Annotated in this window: 12 protein-coding genes and 2 pseudogenes; 11 read left to right on the top strand and 3 right to left on the bottom strand. The window is 59.0% G+C overall.

The window, feature by feature from the left end:
* The first annotated feature begins 1,764 nt into the window (after positions 1 to 1,764).
* From ACR9YP_RS10135 to ACR9YP_RS10090, 10 genes and pseudogenes are all read left to right on the top strand, one after another.
* Positions 1,765 to 2,013, top strand: coding sequence for a hypothetical protein (locus ACR9YP_RS10135; RefSeq protein ID WP_474219588.1), 249 nt, complete (start codon positions 1,765 to 1,767; stop codon positions 2,011 to 2,013).
* A 2,128-nt stretch (positions 2,014 to 4,141) separates the two neighbouring features.
* Positions 4,142 to 5,410, top strand: coding sequence for a diaminobutyrate--2-oxoglutarate transaminase (gene ectB / locus ACR9YP_RS10130; RefSeq protein ID WP_474221019.1), 1,269 nt, complete (start codon positions 4,142 to 4,144; stop codon positions 5,408 to 5,410).
* Between the two features lie 278 nt (positions 5,411 to 5,688).
* Positions 5,689 to 5,848 (top strand): annotated as a pseudogene (locus tag ACR9YP_RS10125) (integrase core domain-containing protein); the annotation flags it as partial.
* Positions 5,849 to 5,921: 73 nt separating this feature from the next.
* A complete protein-coding gene (gene tnpA / locus ACR9YP_RS10120; RefSeq protein WP_474219587.1) occupies positions 5,922 to 6,344 on the top strand; it encodes an IS66-like element accessory protein TnpA in 423 nt (140 codons plus the stop codon).
* Positions 6,341 to 6,694, top strand: coding sequence for an IS66 family insertion sequence element accessory protein TnpB (tnpB, locus tag ACR9YP_RS10115; RefSeq protein WP_080134255.1), 354 nt, complete (start codon positions 6,341 to 6,343; stop codon positions 6,692 to 6,694). The genes tnpA (ACR9YP_RS10120) and tnpB (ACR9YP_RS10115) overlap by 4 nt, the downstream gene beginning before the upstream one ends.
* A gap of 69 nt (positions 6,695 to 6,763) precedes the next feature.
* Positions 6,764 to 8,344: pseudogene (gene tnpC, locus ACR9YP_RS10110) on the top strand (IS66 family transposase).
* 347 nt (positions 8,345 to 8,691) lie between these two features.
* Positions 8,692 to 9,141: an IS66-like element accessory protein TnpA gene (gene tnpA / locus ACR9YP_RS10105; RefSeq protein WP_474217123.1), complete on the top strand. Its 450-nt coding sequence runs from the start codon at positions 8,692 to 8,694 to the stop codon at positions 9,139 to 9,141.
* Positions 9,138 to 9,491 carry an IS66 family insertion sequence element accessory protein TnpB gene (tnpB, locus tag ACR9YP_RS10100; protein ID WP_474217122.1) on the top strand — a complete coding sequence of 118 codons (354 nt, stop codon included), beginning with the start codon at positions 9,138 to 9,140 and terminating at the stop codon, positions 9,489 to 9,491. The genes tnpA (ACR9YP_RS10105) and tnpB (ACR9YP_RS10100) overlap by 4 nt, the downstream gene beginning before the upstream one ends.
* Positions 9,492 to 9,541: 50 nt before the next feature.
* Positions 9,542 to 11,101: an IS66 family transposase gene (gene tnpC, locus ACR9YP_RS10095; RefSeq protein WP_474221018.1), complete on the top strand. Its 1,560-nt coding sequence runs from the start codon at positions 9,542 to 9,544 to the stop codon at positions 11,099 to 11,101.
* Between the two features lie 29 nt (positions 11,102 to 11,130).
* The gene (locus ACR9YP_RS10090; RefSeq protein WP_474217121.1) at positions 11,131 to 11,721 is read left to right on the top strand and encodes a UPF0149 family protein; all 591 of its coding nucleotides are present in this window, start codon (positions 11,131 to 11,133) and stop codon (positions 11,719 to 11,721) included.
* A 60-nt stretch (positions 11,722 to 11,781) separates the two neighbouring features.
* Here ACR9YP_RS10090 and ACR9YP_RS10085 read toward each other — a convergent pair whose 3' ends face one another.
* The 3 genes from ACR9YP_RS10085 to ACR9YP_RS10075 all read right to left on the bottom strand — a co-directional run bounded on the left by ACR9YP_RS10085 (position 11,782) and on the right by ACR9YP_RS10075 (position 16,170).
* A complete protein-coding gene (locus tag ACR9YP_RS10085; RefSeq protein ID WP_474221017.1) occupies positions 11,782 to 12,183 on the bottom strand; it encodes a DUF2130 domain-containing protein in 402 nt (133 codons plus the stop codon).
* Positions 12,184 to 12,355: 172 nt separating this feature from the next.
* A complete protein-coding gene (gene dapA / locus ACR9YP_RS10080; RefSeq protein WP_474219585.1) occupies positions 12,356 to 13,258 on the bottom strand; it encodes a 4-hydroxy-tetrahydrodipicolinate synthase in 903 nt (300 codons plus the stop codon).
* Positions 13,259 to 14,634: 1,376 nt separating this feature from the next.
* Positions 14,635 to 16,170, bottom strand: a complete 1,536-nt coding sequence (locus ACR9YP_RS10075) for a porin (protein ID WP_474219583.1) — start codon at positions 16,168 to 16,170, stop codon at positions 14,635 to 14,637.
* 482 nt (positions 16,171 to 16,652) lie between these two features.
* Here ACR9YP_RS10075 and ACR9YP_RS10070 point away from each other — a divergent pair, with 482 nt between their 5' ends.
* Positions 16,653 to 17,135 (top strand): MarR family winged helix-turn-helix transcriptional regulator, encoded by a 483-nt coding sequence (locus tag ACR9YP_RS10070; RefSeq protein ID WP_474219582.1) that lies wholly within the window; start codon positions 16,653 to 16,655, stop codon positions 17,133 to 17,135.
* The last annotated feature ends 182 nt before the right edge of the window (positions 17,136 to 17,317 follow it).

Below are 17,317 nucleotides of genomic sequence, written 5' to 3'. Positions count from 1 at the left end.
TGATTGCTCCCTTCATGGGCCACCTCGGCCTGTAGCGCCACGTCATATGCGCCTTAGTAAGCCTAAGTACTAGGGGCGCAGGCATGCACCGAAATTGACCAAATCGCGCATGAAAACTGCGCGATTTCCGCTGTTTGGTACCATCCCAGCCCAGCCCCCTTGGCTAACGCCGGAAGATATCCCGGTGAAAGGCCAGCCGGCATGCAGACCTCTCCCCGACCTTCGTCTTCGCAGTGTTCGGCCGTGGAAGGGGAGCTTGTGAGCTGTCAAGTCAGCCGTCCGGTTCGGCGTTGCCGCCCTCGACAGCGCTCGTCACAAGCGGCGAAGCACTAGCTCCTGTGAGGCCGGAGCACAAGGCGCAGACCGGCGTTCAACTCGGATCGAGAGGCACGCTGCAGAATCCTTTCGCTGGTCCAGGCTACGCCCGACGTGACACTGGCCGAGATCGCCGGTCATCTTTCAAAGCACACGGTGAGCATTTCGTATTGTCTGGTCTGGGTCGATCGCCGTAAAATTACATCCAAAAACCTCGCGCGCGAGCGAGCAAGATGGGTCTGACCGTTCCCGCCCAACGCGGGGGGCGCGCGAATGCCTCTCAACCTGAGGACGATATCCAATGGCTGGTATTCATCGGCGTGGCATGCGCTTCTTAAAACAAGATGGTCCGGTTCTACAGCCGTTCGTCTCGCGGCCAGCGCTGTGTCGCGGCGCTTCGGCATGTCATCGGAAAACCAACACCTTCGTTGGCGCACTCAGGCGACTTGCATGACTGCTCAACCAACTGGCCGAAACTCCACGTTGCCGGGCAGGACCTGCCCGGCAACGAACCCGAGGGTGATCAGCATGAAAAGTGTCACTGATGAAGCGCAACGCCGGGCAAGGAAGTAGTTCGTGCTTATGACTGGCGAGACGAACGCTTGGAGATATTGGAAGATCTTTAAGCGTCATCTAGAAGCCCTTTTCTAATCCCGCCGCCTGCATCAACTCTTTCGCCTTAGGAAGGTCCTTTTTGCGCTGTGGCACTGTCGGGGTCCGGGGAGGGATACGCCGGGGCGAAGGGGCTGTCATTGCCGATCGCGACGCGGCTCTTCATTAGGCGCCTCACGAGCTTCTCCCGATTTTGATGAGCATTACGGGCTCCGCGCTGCCGGGCGTGTCAAAAGGGAGGTCTTTCCAGTCTCAACTCATATCCGCTGGAGTTCGAGTTCATCTTTCCCGCGCTAATGCGTCGAGAGCTCCGAACGGCTCGTCCAGGAGGGCCCGGAAGCTCACCGCGACGTACCAAATCCCGAGCGGTGCTACGAGCGCGCTAACGGGATAGAGGGGATATGATCGTGTTGATCATCAGAGTAGCGGCCGAAAAGGTGTCCAGCACACGCGCATGAACGAGCGCGAGGTCGAACACCACCAGAGAGATATCCGCCTGGATCGCTGCCGCATAAGGTGGCAGCAACGAGCATTCCAGGAGCAGAGCTCCCGCATCAGGAGCCTGGTGAACCAGCCACTACGCGACCGAAACCAGATCGTTCGTGACGCGAGTGAAGTCCAACGTCGTCTGTCGTCCCATGCAGTTGCTGCGAATTCCGGACACACCTGCATTCCCAAAACGTGACTCCTTGTGACAACGATAGCTGCCGCTCGAAGGTGACGTGAGGATAGATTGGCTTCATCAGCGGTAATCACGGCGACGCGGCGGTTTCGTCCGGTGTTGCCAAGAGCTGGATGACCCGACGCTCTGCTACGAGACCTGCCGCGGCGATCGCCATGTCCTTCACCGGCGTCGCGTCTGTTGGAAAATTTGGCGCTTGCCCGCGGCAACGCCACCCGCGCCTGCGGCGCACGCTCGGCTGCGTCGATCTGCTGATCGGCGGGTGGGGCTTAGCCACGCTCCATGCAGGCACCCACCATGATCTCTTCGAGATCCTGGAGGATAGCGACGGCGCCCTGGCCGACTGCCGTTACGTCTCGGCGACAGTTGACTCATTGCCACCATGGTCCTCCGAAAATCCGTAGTTCGATTGCAGATGAAAGTTCGACAATCGACTCCGGACGGTGGCCATTCTTTGTGAGCGCATAATTGAGCGCATGCTCGCGCGTCAAGAACAAGCCGCCGAAAGTGCCAGTCTGCGAGCGCGCAATCCAATTACCTCGGCAGTTCCTACCAAGAAAGACAATCGACCCATCATACTAGAGGCGGGTATTTCGGCGCATTTCTTAGCCATAGAAGTTGCACAACGTTCCACAAGGAGCACCCAAGAGGCCACTTATCGGCTTCGATTGCCTGGTTCCGGCGGAAACCGGCTAATCGGGCATGAACCGGAGTGACGCAATATGCATTCGTCGTTGACTACCGTGGACGCGATGGGGACTAGAGCGATTGCTGATCTCAAAGCTAGCCAAGGGAAGTGGCGAGGCATCTTCGGATAGATCGGGGTGACTAGCACTGTGAACTGCATAATGCTCAGCGATTTCTGGTATATCCCCCCTCGAGCGAGACCAAGTTTCGCCGGGACGACCGTGCTTTCCAGGTTGTCACATCGGAGGGCTCCTCCTCATTCCTAGCGTGTTCCACATCATACCCCTCCGCTGCCATTTTCGAGCAGATTGGACCGGAGAAGCTGCACGAGTCCGAACACAGAATCTCATGTATTCTGGTTTTTCTCCGGAAACACTTTTCCCATCGTCCACGGAAGGAAGCGCGACCGTCCTCCGGATTCCGTGCCCACCCTCGGTCCTAGCTCTGACCCGTGACGATGATGAGAGTCGGTTATTCTAATTCATAATGAGCGCGCCGTGCGGAGGCGGTGATTGAGTATCATTAAAATAGTGGGACAAGCTACTACAGTCTCTAGTGGGGAGACAATTCGCGCACATAACGCCAAGGTGTGGAAGCGACCGCGCAACGCGCGTACAGCCATGCTATTCTGAGAGATACGCTCCAGTGTTTGCATAGAATTGTCCGGCGGCCTACTTGCGTAAATAGATCAAAGAAGACGCAGCGCTCCGGCAGGATAGATTGCAAGCGATGTCCGCGCGTCAGCCCACCTTGGGACCAAAGGTCTCTTCACAGAGAGAGGAAACCGCCATCAAGAGCCCCTCGGCACAGACTGCGGGCTCCGATTTCAATCACATTAAGGTCCGGCGCTTGAGTAACTCTTGAACTTCTTCCATAAATTCGAATGCCCTCAATGGGGGTGTTCGTGAGCGGTGATATCCGTGAGCCTTGCCTTCATACGATCCTCTCAAACTGTTCCGCGGCCGGGGGAGGCGGGGGGCAGTCTATCAAAATCCGGTGACCGGGCCGGGCTCAAGCGATGGCCGTCTGTGCAGCTCGACGAAGGCGTGATCTGCTTTTTTTGCTGCAGCCTCTCGCGCCGCAGGACAGACCTTCGGAGAGTTGGATGCTAGCTGCAACTTCAGAGTGGCTTTCCCCGAGGTCCATCGTCTGCAATCTCCCAGTCAGCCGCAGGCTCCTGCACAAGGTCTGCTCCGTGCGGCGCCTTTCACAGAGAAGATCAGCCAAGAAGACGTGATCCACCGCGCTTTCCTCCGCGATATTCACTGGCATCTCGGCGTGCCCCAGTTGGCAAGAAGGGGTACGCCATCTCGAACGACGATGGGAGATGACGCGCTGCCCTCGCCTGAAACGCCGCCATTTAACGCGCTTCTTCCAAGCGCCTCATTCGCAAGCGCAATTAAGGGCAACCAGATCGCTTAATAACGGGACGATGCCTCCGGCTGCTGTTCGCGTTCCCACGGGTTCGGTTGTGGGCGCCCACATCAGTCCCGACGCTCACGGAGTGAGGTGCAACGGTTGTCGGCGTCTCCTTCATTTGACCTCGACGTAGCGCATCGCGCTCAGTGCGCGTTCTGTTCGGGTCCGCGCGCAGAATCCGGGCACAGCAAGCTAACCCAGAGCGTGCTAGCCATACTGAGCAAACGCGGGCGTACTACCAATCTTAGTAGGTTCGCCGGTGCTTGCTTCTCAGCTAACTGAGCAGATCCGGGAGCCTCCCTCACGGGCAAGACACCGCTCCTGAAGAGCTTGTTACAGGTCGATCTGTGAAAGTAATGCGCTCGTTCGGTCGAACCAGCGCTCGAGGAGACAACCATGGATGAAGTAATCAACCAGTCGCGCAAAATGGAAGCTCCGGAAAACCTCGAGTCCAACGTTCGCTCGTACTCACGTTCGTTTCCCGCCATTTTCAGCCGCGCGCGCGGCTCTATTATGCTAACTGAAGACGGCCGAAAGGTCATTGATTTTTTCTCTGGCGCTGGAGCGCTGAACTATGGCCACAACAACCATGCAATTAGGGAGGCTATCACGGAGTATCTAGCATCGGATGCCGTTGTCCATGGCCTTGATATGGCGACTCCCGCAAGGGTTGAGTTTATGCATACTTTCACATCTATCATACTTCGCGACCGGGGTCTGAAATATCGCTTCCAATTCACGGGGCCAACGGGTTCGAATGCCATCGAGGCAGCCTTAAAGCTCGCACGCAAAGTTACTGGGCGTCAAAATATCATTTCGTTTACAAACGGCTATCATGGAATGAGCTTAGGAGCGATCGCCGCAAGCGGCAATCGATTTTATCGCGCAGGTAGTGGCATTTCCCTATGCGGCGCGACCTTCATGCCTTTTGATGGCTATTTTGGTCCAACTGTCGATACCGCCAACTACCTACGAAAGCTATTGGTAGACGAGAGTAGTGGCCTTGATCATCCAGCGGCCATTCTCGTGGAAACCGTGCAAGGTGAAGGCGGGATAAATGTAGCTAGCGAGGAATGGTTGAGGTCAATTCAGGCGATTGCAAATGACGTTGGCGCGTTGTTGGTGGTCGACGATATCCAGATGGGATGCGGTCGGACGGGGGACTTTTTCAGCTTTGAGTTTGCGAACCTGTCGCCCGACATTGTTGCGATGTCCAAGTCGCTAAGTGCGTACGGTCTCCCACTTTCAATGTTGCTGATCAAAGAGGAGTTTGACGCTTGGCAACCAGGTGAGCACACTGGGACCTTCCGAGGAAATAATCTCGCCCTTGTGTCTGCTACCGCCGCTGTCAATGCTTATTGGCGCGACTCAACGTTCTCCCAGCAGATCCAGCAAATAGCGCGACTCATGCGAGAACGGCTCGAAGTCGTTGCAGCGAAGTATGGAAATCGTTTTGTTGTCCGAGGCCGTGGCATGGCTCTAGGCTTTGATTGTCAAACGGCCGAATTAGCTGCGACTGTGACGCGCAAGGCTTTCGAAAAGGGGGTAATGCTCGAACGATGTGGGCCCCTCGACCAAGTCGTAAAGTTTCTGCCGGCGCTCACGATCGACCATGGCACAATGGATGAAGGCTTAGAGCTGTTTGAGCGAGCTTTGGCTGAAACACTGTACGAGGTGAGGATCACGTCGAACTAAAACCCGGTCTTACCGACCAGAATGTAGCTGATGTTAGCACGCGCACCTTGCAAGCCGGCCTCTAGCGCTGCGATCGATATTCGGTCGGCGCCACTACTCTCTAGCAGCGGGTGTGTTCGCCAAAAATTCTGGGAAATCCTCAGTTCGGCGCACTACTCGCGACCATCCTGAGCTTGGACCGCCTCGGTGCGATGGCTACTATGGCTGCTATCGCGCAGACGATTTCCCCAACGTCTGCCCACTTCGTAGACATGCGGTATCTAGCAGAGGTCTTTCCTAGAGCCCGCATTGCTCTCGGATGCTGGCGGGCCGATTACAACGACACACGCCCACGCTTGCAGCTCGGATGGAAAACCCCGTCCGAGTTCGCCATGACCTATCACCCGCGCCGGGGGTCTGGCGCTGCGCTATGCCAAGCGCTCCGCGCCAGCTCCGTAAGCGCTTAGCCGGAGCCCTTGCTTCGGGGTCGGGATAGCTGTGCGAAGAAGCCTCCGGCTGGACGGAGGTTTAGATGGGATTAGACAGCAAAAAGGACGTCCATTTGGACGGCTCATCGGCGGGCTCGGTGAGCCGGCTGGAGGTTCTTGAAGGACCATCGGGGCGCCGCGTACGTTCGGAAGCTGAGAGAGCTCGGATCGTCGCTGAGAGTCTGTTACCCGGTGCCCAGGTGGCCGAGGTGGCGCGCCAGCACGGAGCGACGCGCTGGCAGATCTACGATTGGCGACGGCGATTTCGACAGCGAGGCATGTTGCCGCCGTGCGAGGCGTCGCAGCCGACATTCGCGCCGCTGGTCGTGGAAGGTGCGTTGGAGGAGCGTCAGTTGCCGGCGATCAAGCTTGAGATCGCGATCGGCGATGTCGTGCTGCGGACGGATATGGCCATTGATGCCGAGCAGCTGTCCCGAGTGATCCGCGCGGTGCGAGCGTCACGATGATCGCGGCTGGTGCGGATCTGAAGATTTACGTTGCAACGCGGCCGATCGACTTCCGCTGTGGCCACGATGGGCTTGCGGCGAAGGTGCAGGAGATGCTTCGTCTCGACCCGTTCAGCGGCGCGGCCTTCGTGTTCCGATCGAAACGAGCTGACCGGATCAAGATTTTGGTCTGGGACCGAACGGGCCTGGTGTTGGTGCACAAGCGCCTCGAAGGTTGCAAGTTCGTTTGGCCAACGATCGCGGACGGCGTGATGCGGATGTCGCCGGCGATGTTCGCGGCCTTGTTCGAGGGGCTGGATTGGAGGTTGGTCCGTCCGGAAGAAGCACGGCGCCCGCAGGTCGCTGGATAACTGCGGCAGAATGACTCGGAAGCTATTTTGAACGTGGCACGCGCGGCGGCGATGTGCTCGAAATGGAGCATGAGCATCGCGGCGCTGCGCGACGAAAATGAACGCCTGAAGGCGCTTTTGGCGCAAACGCAGGTGGCCTTGAGCGAGCATCAGGGGGCGCTGGCGGCGTCGGAGGAAGCCCGACGCCGGCTGGAGGTCATTCTCGGCGAATTGCGACGCGACAAGTTCGGCGCGAAATCCGAGAAGCTGCGACCAGATCAGTATCATTTGCCGCTCGAAGACGTGGAGATCGCGCAGGGCATCCTGGAGGCCGCGCAGGAGAGAGCCGAGAAGGTCATCCAGGGCCGATCGCGAAACGCGGCGGATCAAAGCTCTCATCGCAATCGCGGCTGCTTGCCTGCCCATTTGCCGCGGGTGGAGCGGATCATCGAGCCTGCGAGCACGCTCTGCCCGTGCGGTTGCGGCGCCATGACGATGATCGGCGAGGACGTCAGCAAGCGCCTCGACGTGATCCCGGCGCAATGGCGGGTGCTGGTCACGCGCCGCCCGAAATACATCTGCCCGCTGCTCCGGCCCTGTCGTGCAGGCGCACGCGCCGGAGCACGTCGTACCCAGCGGGCTGCCGACCGAAGCGGCCATTGCGCACGTGATCGTCTCCAAGTTTGGTGACCATACGCCGTTTTACCGCCAGTCCGAGATCTATGCGCGCCAGGGCATCCGGCTTGATCGGGCAACGCTGGGCAACTGGTCCGGTCGCGCCTGCTTCCATCTTCAACCCATCGCGGACCACATGCGCCGCCACCTGGCCATGGCGGATCGTCTGTTCATGGACGAAACCACGGCGCCGGTACTCGCGCGGCCAAACGAAGAAAGGCTACTTCTGGGCGATCGCCTCCGACGACCGCGGCCACAGCGGCCCAAGTCCGCCGATCGTGCTGTTCCGATATGCCCCCGGTCGCAGCGGTGCCCTTTGCGGAGCAGTTCCTGGATGGCTTTGGCGGACGCTTCCTGCAATGCGATGCCTATGACGGTTATGACCGGCTGACCGAAGTCGCTCGACTGCAAGGGCCGTGGACGCTCGTGCATTGCTGGAGCCATTTGCGCCGGCGCTTCGTCAAATTGGCCCGCAACAGCAAATCGCCGATCGCCGAGGCCGCCGTTCGGCACATCGCACAGCTTTACGCCATCGAGGCCATGGTGCGCGGCTCATCGCCGGACATCCGGCTCGCCGCGCGAAAGGAGCATTCGTTGGCTCTCGTCGCCACTTTGAAAACGTGGTTCGAGAAGCAGCTGTCGATGATCTCCAGCGGCTCGACACTTGCCGAAGACATCCGCTATGCGCTGAATCACTGGCAGGGGCTGACCCGCTTCCTCGAAGACGGGCGCCTCGAGCTCGACACCAACCCGGTCGAGAACGCCATCCGGCCAGTTTGCCTGACCAGGAAAAATGCGCTCTTCGCCGGTCATGAAATCGGGGCAGAAAACTGGGCCTTGCTCGCGTCGCTCGTCGCCACCTGCAAGCTCAACGACGTCAACCCGGCTGCCTACATCGCTGAAACACTCGAGGCGATCATCGACGGCCATCCCCATAGCAGGATCGAAGACCTCATGCCGTGGAGATTCCGCAAAACGTCAAGCCAGCCTCAATAGGGTCCCGGCTAGGCGCTTACCCAGCTCCCGTCGCTAACACCGCCCATCCGGGCACCCCCAACAGCCGGCGCGAACTCAGGATTGGATAAAAACTTGGGGGCAAGGTCAGAAATGCTGATGATAGATAATCTCGGTGAATGAGAATACGACAATTGCTGAGCAGCATTCCGAACGCACTCGGAGAGCGGATCACAGCGGCCGGATGCAGCGCCAACTCCGAGGGCATCGAAAAACGATCAATCGATCAATCGTAACCGGCATGAGGCCTCCACCTCGTCATCGCGCGGTTCGCTTGGGATACAGCCTGGCATGAGGTGATAGGTGGAGGTGAAGCGATGGTAAATGCCATGCTTGATGCCAGGCAGGAAGGCGACTCTTATCGTCGCGTCGAGGTGATCACTGGGGAGCGCCGGCGGCGACGGTGGACGAGCGAGGAGAAGGCCCGGATCGCTGCGGAGAGCTTTGAGGAGGGTGCGAACATCTCCGAGGTGGCGCGGCGCAATGGCGTTTCCCGCGGACTGCTCACGGTGTGGCGACGCCAGGTAGCGGCGGCGGTAGCCGGCAAAGCCCAGAACTTCGTGCCGATCCAAATTGGTGCCGAGAGCGATGGCGGGAGAGCTGGCGAGTCCGAGTGTATTTCGCCGGTACAGATGAAGCCCTTTGAGATTGCCGCGCCGCCGGGCAAGGTCTGTGGAGTGGTCGAGATCGAGATGAACGGGGCGCGCATCCGGGTCGAGCCGGGCGTGGAGCTGGCGACGCTTGCGACGGTGCTGGCCGCGCTTCGAGGGATCCGGTGATCGCGCTACGGTCTGACCTCAAGGTGGTGCTGGCGGCCCAGCCGGTCGACTTTCGCAAGTCGGTGCACACGCTGTCGGCGCTGGTGAGCGAAGCCCTGCGCGCGAACCCGTACTGCGGCGACGTCTTCGTGTTCCGCAGCAAGCGCATGGACAGAGTGAAGCTTCTGGCGTGGGACGGCAGCGGCATGGTGTTGGTAACGAAGTGGTTGCACCAAGGACGTTTCACCTGGCCGCCGATCCGCGACGGCGTTGTGCATCTCAGTGCGACGCAGCTTGCGATGCTGCTCGACGGGCTTGAGTGGACGCGTGTGTCGCCTAAGTCTGTGAAGCAGCCGACCGTTGTCGGCTGAGGGGTGAGGATTTCGCTGGAGCACGGGTCGCGCGGATGTATCGTCTGATCATGGCGATTCGTCCCGACGCTCTCCCGACCGATCCGGCGGCTCTGACCGAGATGGTGCTCGCGCTTGACGCTGAGAACGAGAAGCTGCGCGTAGCAATGCAGACGCTCAAGGAGATGATCTTCGGGAAGCGCTCGGAGCGACTTGCGGTGCTCGTGGACAAGCAACTCGCGCTTGAGCTGGGCGATCTCGAGACCGACGCCACGTTGCCTGTGCAGGCCAACGACGATGCGCCTGCGGCGAAGCCGCCCGGCAAGGTGCGCAAGAAGGCGCGCCGCAACATCGGCGCACTCCCAAAGCACCTGCCGCGCTGCGAGCAGGTGCTGGAGCCGGAGGCAACCGCGTGCCCGTGCTGCCAGGGTCAGCTCCACAAGATCGGCGAGGATGTCAGCGAGGTGCTGGACATCATCCCGGCGATCCTGCGGGTGCTGCGCACGATCCGTCCCAAATATGGCTGCCGCAGCTGCACCGATGGTGTGGTCCAAGCGAAGGTGCTGCCGCGCCTGATCGAGAGCGGCATGGCCTCGACCGCACTCGTGAGCCACGTGGTGGTCTCGAAGTTCGCCTGGTATCTGCCGCTGTACCGACAGGTGCAAATTCTGGCCGGCCAGGGTGTCCATCTCGACCGGGCGACGCTCGCCGGCTGGGTGAAGCGTGCGGCCTGGTGGCTCAGGAGCCTCTATGAGCTCCAGCTGCGCACGATCCAGGCCGCGCCGCGCGTGTTCTGCGACGAGACGCCGATGCCGGTGCTCGATCCCGGACGACATCGCACCCGCATCTGCCAGTTCTGGGCGCATGCGATGGATGACCGGCCATGGGGTGGCCCCGCGCCGCCGGCGGTCGCCTACGTGTTCGCCGACGGCCGCGGCACGGAGGAGATCGCCGGACAATTGACGGGCTTTTCCGGCATTCTGCAGGTGGACGGTTATGCCGCCTACAAGGCGCTCGCCCGCGGTCATGGCGGCGCGATCCAGCTCGCCTTTTGTCTCGCCCATGCCCGGCGCAAATTCGTGGAGGTCTACAAGACGACGCAGTCGCCGTTCGCGCGCGAGGTGATCGAACGGCTGCAAGCGGTCTATGCGCTCGAGGCGGAGATCCGCGGCAGCGGTGCCGAGCAGCGGCTGGCCGCCCGCCGCACCGGGGCCGCTCCGTTGATGGCGGCGCTCAGGGCACGGCTGACCGCCATGGTCGACCAGCTCTTCTCCCAGTCGAAGCTGATGGAGGCCATCAACTACGCGCTCAACCACTGGGACGGGTTGACGTTGTTTCTCCGCGACGGCCGCGTCGAGGTCGACAGCAATACGGTCGAGCGTTCCATACGCCCGATTGCCATGGGGAGGCGCAACTCGTTGTTCAGCGGCAGCGAAGGCGGTGCCGAGAGCTGGGCGATCCTGGCGTCAATCGTGAACACCGCAAAGCTCCATGAGCTCGATCCGCAGGGCTATCTGACCGACGTGCTGGAGCGCATCGTCTGCGGGCGCACCAAGAGCCATCAGCTCCACGAGCTGCTTGCCTGGAACTGGAAGGCTGCCCGCCAGCGCACTGCGCAGGCAGCCGCGTGAGCCCACGTCGCCATAAAGCATCGTCGTCGATGGCCGCCGTCGCGATGCCGCTTACGGACCTCGAGCGATGGCTCCAGGCTCGCGTCGATCGGCATCCCGCCGCCACCAATCTCCCCATGCTCGACGGTTACGTCGCCGCGATCGTGGCCGGACCGGTGTCGATGAGCCCGCTCGACTGGATCTGCCCGCTGCTCGCCATCGATGCCGACGCTTTCAACCACGGCGGCACCCCGGAGTTTGCTGCGATCTCCGCCGTCGCGCTGCGCCATAACGAGATCAGCCAGATCCTTTCGACCGCGCCTGCCCAGTTCGCCCCGATGCACCGGCGCAAAATCAATGGCGACGTCGATCCGCGTCCCTGGTGCCAGGGCTTCCATGCCGCGATGCGGCTCAGGCTGTCGGCGTGGGCACCGTTGCTGGACACCAGCAATGTCAATCACGGCCTGCTACTGCCCATTCTGTTGCACTGTCGCGACGATCAGGGGCGGCCGATGCTTGGACCACCCCGAAGCGGCCGCGAGACCGCCGACTTTCTGCGTAACGCCCACGCCGATATTCCAGCGGTCGTCGAGGCCATGCGCCAATATTGGATGCCGATCCGCTACCCACGCGCCCGCTGATCACCGCAGACGTGGGAGCTCATGCCGGTTACGATCAATCGGCCTTCCGCTCGAGCTCGATCAGGCTATCCGGCATGGGCATGTCGAGACTTGGATTTCCGGCATGGCTTTACCTGCGATTGCCTGCAGACCCCCCGCCACGCTGACGGTTGCTTCAATCCCTGAGAGAATCTGTGTTTCGCGTTTTGCCCATTTGGCAGCCCATGATCTTGCGCTTCTTGTCGAGGTTCTCGCGCATATCGTTGAACTTTCGACGACAGCTTCCACCCGCTGCCGAAACTTTGTGCCCGTCAGGTATTGGTAGACCAGCTTTATCTTGGTCTGCTGCTCCGGCTGGACCAAGCGGGCGCTGCTGATGCCGATAAATACCTGACGAAGAACGGAGCTACGGGTACAGCGCATCTGTGGATGCGTCACCCAGACTTCGTCAATAAGATCAAAATGCTCAACATGCTTGGGCAGCGCTTGTGACCCGATGAGCGCGACGTCGGCAGCGTTTGGCCGCCGGAGCTCGCGCTTTCCAAGCCATCCTCACTCCACGGTAACTCTTGGACTTCCAGACTATCACACTGACCGGTTGCCGATGGCGCCGCTAATTCAGCGCCCCATACTGCCTCGTCTACCTTCTTTCGGCTCACTGAATGGCTGAATTGATCAAGCCAGCGTGTCGCATGGCTTCGCGAATCTGCATTTGTGTCGTTACGCTAACCGGTACCATTGGCAGTCTCAACATTGGCGAACATTTACCAACTAACGACAACGCGAACTTGGCTGGCGCAGGACTCGTCTCAGCGAATAGGCCCACATGCAAGGGTGTCAGCTTGTCTTGCAATTCGAGCGCGGTCGCGTAGTCTCCGGCCAGACACGCATTTTGCAGGCCCGCACAAATGCGCGGCGCGACATTGGAGGTTACGGAGATCCATCCGTGGCCGCCATGAGCCATAAAGCCGAGAGCGGAAACGTTCTCTCCCGATAATTGAATAAAATCGGGCCCCATTGCCACGCGCTGCTGCGAAACGCGCCCCAAATCGTTGGTCGCATCCTTTACCCCGGCGATGTTCTTCAAATCATAAAGCCGTTTCATCGTCTCCAGCGACATATCGATGACAGAACGACCTGGAATATTGTAGATGATTATAGGAATTCCGATGGTATCGTTAATTATCTTGAAGTGCTGGAAGAGGCCTTCCTGAGTTGGGTTGTTGTAGTACGGCGTTACGATCAATACCGCCTCGGCGCCCACTTTCTCCGCGTGTTTCGATAAGTCGATTGCTTCTGACGTGGAGTTTGAACCAGCACCGGCGATTACGGGCACCCTTCCCTTGGCTTCATGAACGCACCACTCGACCAGCTGCTTATGCTCGGCGTGCGAGAGCGTCGGACTCTCACCGGTAGTCCCGACAGGGACCAACCCATGCACGCCCTCCGAAATCTGCCATTGAACAAGATTGCGGAACGCCTCCTCATCCAGATTGTCTTCATCAAAAGGCGTAACCAGCGCAGTAAAACACCCTCGAAAATGCGCTTTCTTTGTCATTGGTGTCCTCTCCAATTTTTTAAGGCTGCGAGGGGTTCTTCCCTGTCGGTAGTCCCGGCATGGAGTTCGGCCTCTCGAGCGATAACGGAGTGTCTCTTGCCACGAGCAATCGTCGTGAACATCTCTCGCTTAATTGAGATAGTACGGTTCGACTGATATCGATTAATGCAACGAGGCACCTATCGACGCCCGAATTCGGCATAGCTGCTCCGCTCATGATGGATTTCGTCATGAAAGGCCCCGCAAAGAAGCAGTTACTGGACTCCTCAAAGATCGGAGCGGACGGCAAAAAATGCTACGAGGCCGTCTAAGCATAATCAGGCGATGAATGATGGACGATCAAGTACCCGCCGCCCCTTCGAACGCACAAGAAACCGTCCTCGGCGCGCCCGCTGCGGCAGACAGCCCCACTTTTGCCTCCTGATCACCGCTAGGGTCGGTGATCAGCGATGCATCCATCGACGACGACCCTTCTGAGTTTGATGCAGGCGGACGACGCGCTCGAGTCACCCAGAACAGAGTTTCGTCTCGCCTCCTCTCTCGTTAGACCGGGCTTATTCGAGGAACTCTCTAATTGCGGTGCGCAGTTCAGCTGTCCGAAGAGCCACATCCGAGGATGCCTCTTTCACGTTTACGGCAGCCTGGTTGACACGACCCCTTGTTGTTTGGCGGCACTACACCTCTGCGGGAACAACAGTAACTCTTTACCGGGCTCGTCTGCGCAAGATGGCAACGGCTGATATTGTTAGGCACATCGAAGGGATACAGATCGCCACGGCTGAATGTGGTCAACAGAGTGGCTACCGAGATCGGCACCGCCGTTCAGCAGTTGGACGCGACAACGATAGGCATTGGCAATTTGACGCAGCGGAAGGCTGGCGGTACACATCACGTGGAATCCAACCTGTCTACCGTGGTGAGCGCGCCTCTATCGTCGCATCCAAGGCCGAGAGATTGGTCTGCTCGGCGATTTTCTTTATAAGCGTGATTACCTCACCTCCCCTATCTTGCTCGATGCGACCGTTAAATCCGCGGCGCGGATCGCGGCGTCTTTTGTTCGCCCAGCCGCTTGACTGAATGTCGTATTCAGCGTCCGTCCCTGCTGAGCAATTGCCGAAATAGACAGCGCGAACTCATTTTCGGCACCAGAGATCGCCTTGACATTCGAGTACGTTTGCTCAGATGCAGCGACCGCGTTTGAGACCTGGTGTGGCAGCTCGCTTGCTGGAATTTATCACCGATCAAGAACTCTTACCGCCAATGGGGGGGATCTGAGAAAGTAAAAGGTCCCTGGCGGGCATGCCGGGGACCTTCTTGGAGGTCAAGTTAGATTTATAGAGCCGCTTCTTGTCTCCTTTTCCTAGTTGGATAAAAATTTACCAGTTGCGCTGGGCACGGAACATCACCTGCAGAGCGCCCTGGTCCTTCAGTTCGTACGCGCCGGCCGGCTTGGCAATGCCTGACTGCAACGGCAAGGTCACCGTACTTCCGCTCGCGTACTTTTGGTCGAGGATCGCGTATGCGACTTCGGACGAGAAGGTCAGATTCTTCACAGGCGACCAGCGGGTGATCAAACCGACCACCGAATAGTTGAAGTCGGGGTTGCAACCAGCCAGGCCGGTGGACAGCGCAAGGGTTCCGACGAACGCACCGCAGATATACCCCTTCGCCGTGCTGTTGTACCGAACAGCACCGAAGCCGCCCCAGATGGCAGTGTTCCAATAGGGGTTCCAGTTATGGGTGTAGGCGCCGTTCATACCGTAAGTCGTCGTTAATTGCTGGCCGGCACCAGCAACGAAGACTGAGTCAGAGACACCTGCCAGGCCGACGCTTTGGTAAGCTCCTGCCAACCCGCTAGCGCCATACATGGCGAAAGTGAACGGCATATACTGCTGGAAGTTATACACGCTAGCACCGTTCGTATACACTCCTTGGACATTGATCGTGTCACCGGCCCCGGTCGGGACATTTTTGATGGACAGTGCAAGCTGGCCAGCCCAGCCCCACTTGTCGCCTGGATGACCCGTCGTTTCGTCCGCACCATAGTAGCCAGCATGGTTGTCATGCGCGACGACCGACGCCTGGAAAAGGCCCCATGCCTGGTCGACACGCAGCATCGCGACGAGATCAGGAGACCTCGAACCGCCGATGTTGCCAGCACCGTAAGTACCGGTGGCGAGCCCTGCGGCAGTCGCACCGCTCACGTTCCAAATGTTTGTTGTACCACGAGCGACCTGATCTTCGGCCGAGAAGCTAGCTGTGATGCCTTGGCCGAAGTCAGCCGTATAGGCGAACTGATTAACGGCCTCCCACCCACCGCCGCCAGGCAGACCATCGAATCCATTTCCAGGATAGTTAGTCCAGGGCGAAGAGAACTGTGACTGCGCTCGGCCGAGCGTAAAACCGGCGAACTGCATGAACGCGTAGTAGACGGAGAGCGAGCCGCCAGAGATCGTACCGCTACCGCTTCCTGCCGGGTTGGTCCCGGTATAAGCCGTCGCGCCATTGATGGCAGTCGTACCGGCACCGCCATAGCCACCGGCCGTCCAGGTGAAGGCGAGCTCAGCGTACGTACGCAGAACGCCGTATTCGGTCGCCGTCCGCGTATCGACGCTTTGGTCGTAACGCGATTGAGCCGTGTAGTAGTTGCTAAGGCGGTTGTGCGCACCACCGAGGCCACTTGCAGCCGCGCCCCAGACGCTATTCGTGCCGAGCTGCGCTGAAGCGCGCAGATAGCCACCGAGTTTGAGACAGGTATCCGTACCCGGGATGTAGTAGAAACCGGCGCCATACAGTGAGCAGATTTTCACATATTCAACGGCCTTGGCCTTCACAGGAAGGTCGGCAGCATGGACCCCGGCGCTAGAAAAGATTGCCGCAGAACCGAGCATAAGACTCTTCGTCAGTTTCATGAATAAACCTCCAAGTTGGAAACGTCGTTTCCGTCCTTCAAAGATCCGCCGCTGCTAGCCTCACCTAACTAGGCGGGTGCTTGACGGACGACGTCGAGGCGCCCCCTCTCCGTCAGCCCAAGGTCTAATTCGCTCCATCAATTGTAGCAATTAATTAATTCTCACAATTACTACTCGGTGTGTTGATGTTACCATTTGGCCACACCTAGCCTCACTCTCCGTTGCAAGCCCCCAGAAAGCAAAAAAAGGAACCCCCAGGGGGCATCCCGGAGGTTCTCATTGGAGATTTTACATGACCGTTGAAGAGATCCCTTAAACGATCTGACATCGATACTGCCAATATTACTTGCAATTGTCAATTGATATTTTACATGGCGCCTATGCCGTAGGCAGCCCTTTCAGGAGGCACAGAACCGAGATACCTGTGAGAGGGGCAGTCACGCAGCGGCCCGGGGTCACTGGGGTTTTGGCGGAATAACAACATGGCTGAAAAACCAACGATCGACAGGGCCGTTAGGGACTTCATCTGGAACGTTGTCGAGATCCATTCCCAACTTGAGGAAATACATAAGAGCTGGGCAGAGCTACTGGGCTTAACCGAGCCACAGTGGTTGATCCTTATGGCTATCGACGAACTCGATGAAGGTCGCGGTGTCTCGGGGACAGCGGTTGCAAGCAAACTCCGAATTCATCCCGCGCTCGTTACCAATCAAACTAAAAAGCTTGAAACAATGGAGTTTCTGACGCGCGAGCAATCACCAGATGACGCAAGGTTCGTTCAAATGTCCCTGACTGAGAAAGCTCGCGCAGAAATCTCGAAGCTCTCGACCAGGAGGGAAGCTCTCAACTCCACGTTATTGGAGGGGCTGGACGGGGCGTCACTAGACTATCTCAATAAGCGGCTAACCTCGATCGCCAAGAACAGCCGATTGGCATCGCAAAAGCTGAGTATTGGCGTGTTGTAGGCCTGAATGGATGAGGGCCGCATCAGTCTGGCCGCTTCCACCACTTGCCTCCGGATGAAGATGGACCTGATCTCTGCAGCCAGCGCCGGGGGCGGCCGACAACTACTTGACTCCATCTAGGAGTACATTCTTTGGACTGGGTCGCATCGCTCACGTCCACTGAGCATACATCCAGGAGCGCC

The organism is Bradyrhizobium sp. BR14999 (assembly GCF_056106085.1).
The sequence above is the reverse complement of the archived record's forward strand: the minus strand, read 5'-3'. Positions and strand labels throughout refer to the sequence as shown.

Bases quoted from the DNA above. Each gene is read 5' to 3' on its own strand.
- ACR9YP_RS10135 (WP_474219588.1), top strand. From the start codon at position 1,765: ATGTCCTTCACCGGCGTCGCGTCTGTTGGAAAATTTGGCGCTTGCCCG.
- ectB (WP_474221019.1), top strand. From the start codon at position 4,142: ATGGAAGCTCCGGAAAACCTCGAGTCCAACGTTCGCTCGTACTCACGT.
- tnpA (WP_474219587.1), top strand. From the start codon at position 5,922: ATGGGATTAGACAGCAAAAAGGACGTCCATTTGGACGGCTCATCGGCG.
- tnpB (WP_080134255.1), top strand. From the start codon at position 6,341: ATGATCGCGGCTGGTGCGGATCTGAAGATTTACGTTGCAACGCGGCCG.
- tnpA (WP_474217123.1), top strand. From the start codon at position 8,692: ATGCTTGATGCCAGGCAGGAAGGCGACTCTTATCGTCGCGTCGAGGTG.
- tnpC (WP_474221018.1), top strand. From the start codon at position 9,542: ATGGCGATTCGTCCCGACGCTCTCCCGACCGATCCGGCGGCTCTGACC.
- ACR9YP_RS10090 (WP_474217121.1), top strand. From the start codon at position 11,131: ATGGCCGCCGTCGCGATGCCGCTTACGGACCTCGAGCGATGGCTCCAG.
- dapA (WP_474219585.1), bottom strand. From the start codon at position 13,258: ATGACAAAGAAAGCGCATTTTCGAGGGTGTTTTACTGCGCTGGTTACG.
- ACR9YP_RS10075 (WP_474219583.1), bottom strand. From the start codon at position 16,170: ATGAAACTGACGAAGAGTCTTATGCTCGGTTCTGCGGCAATCTTTTCT.
- ACR9YP_RS10070 (WP_474219582.1), top strand. From the start codon at position 16,653: ATGGCTGAAAAACCAACGATCGACAGGGCCGTTAGGGACTTCATCTGG.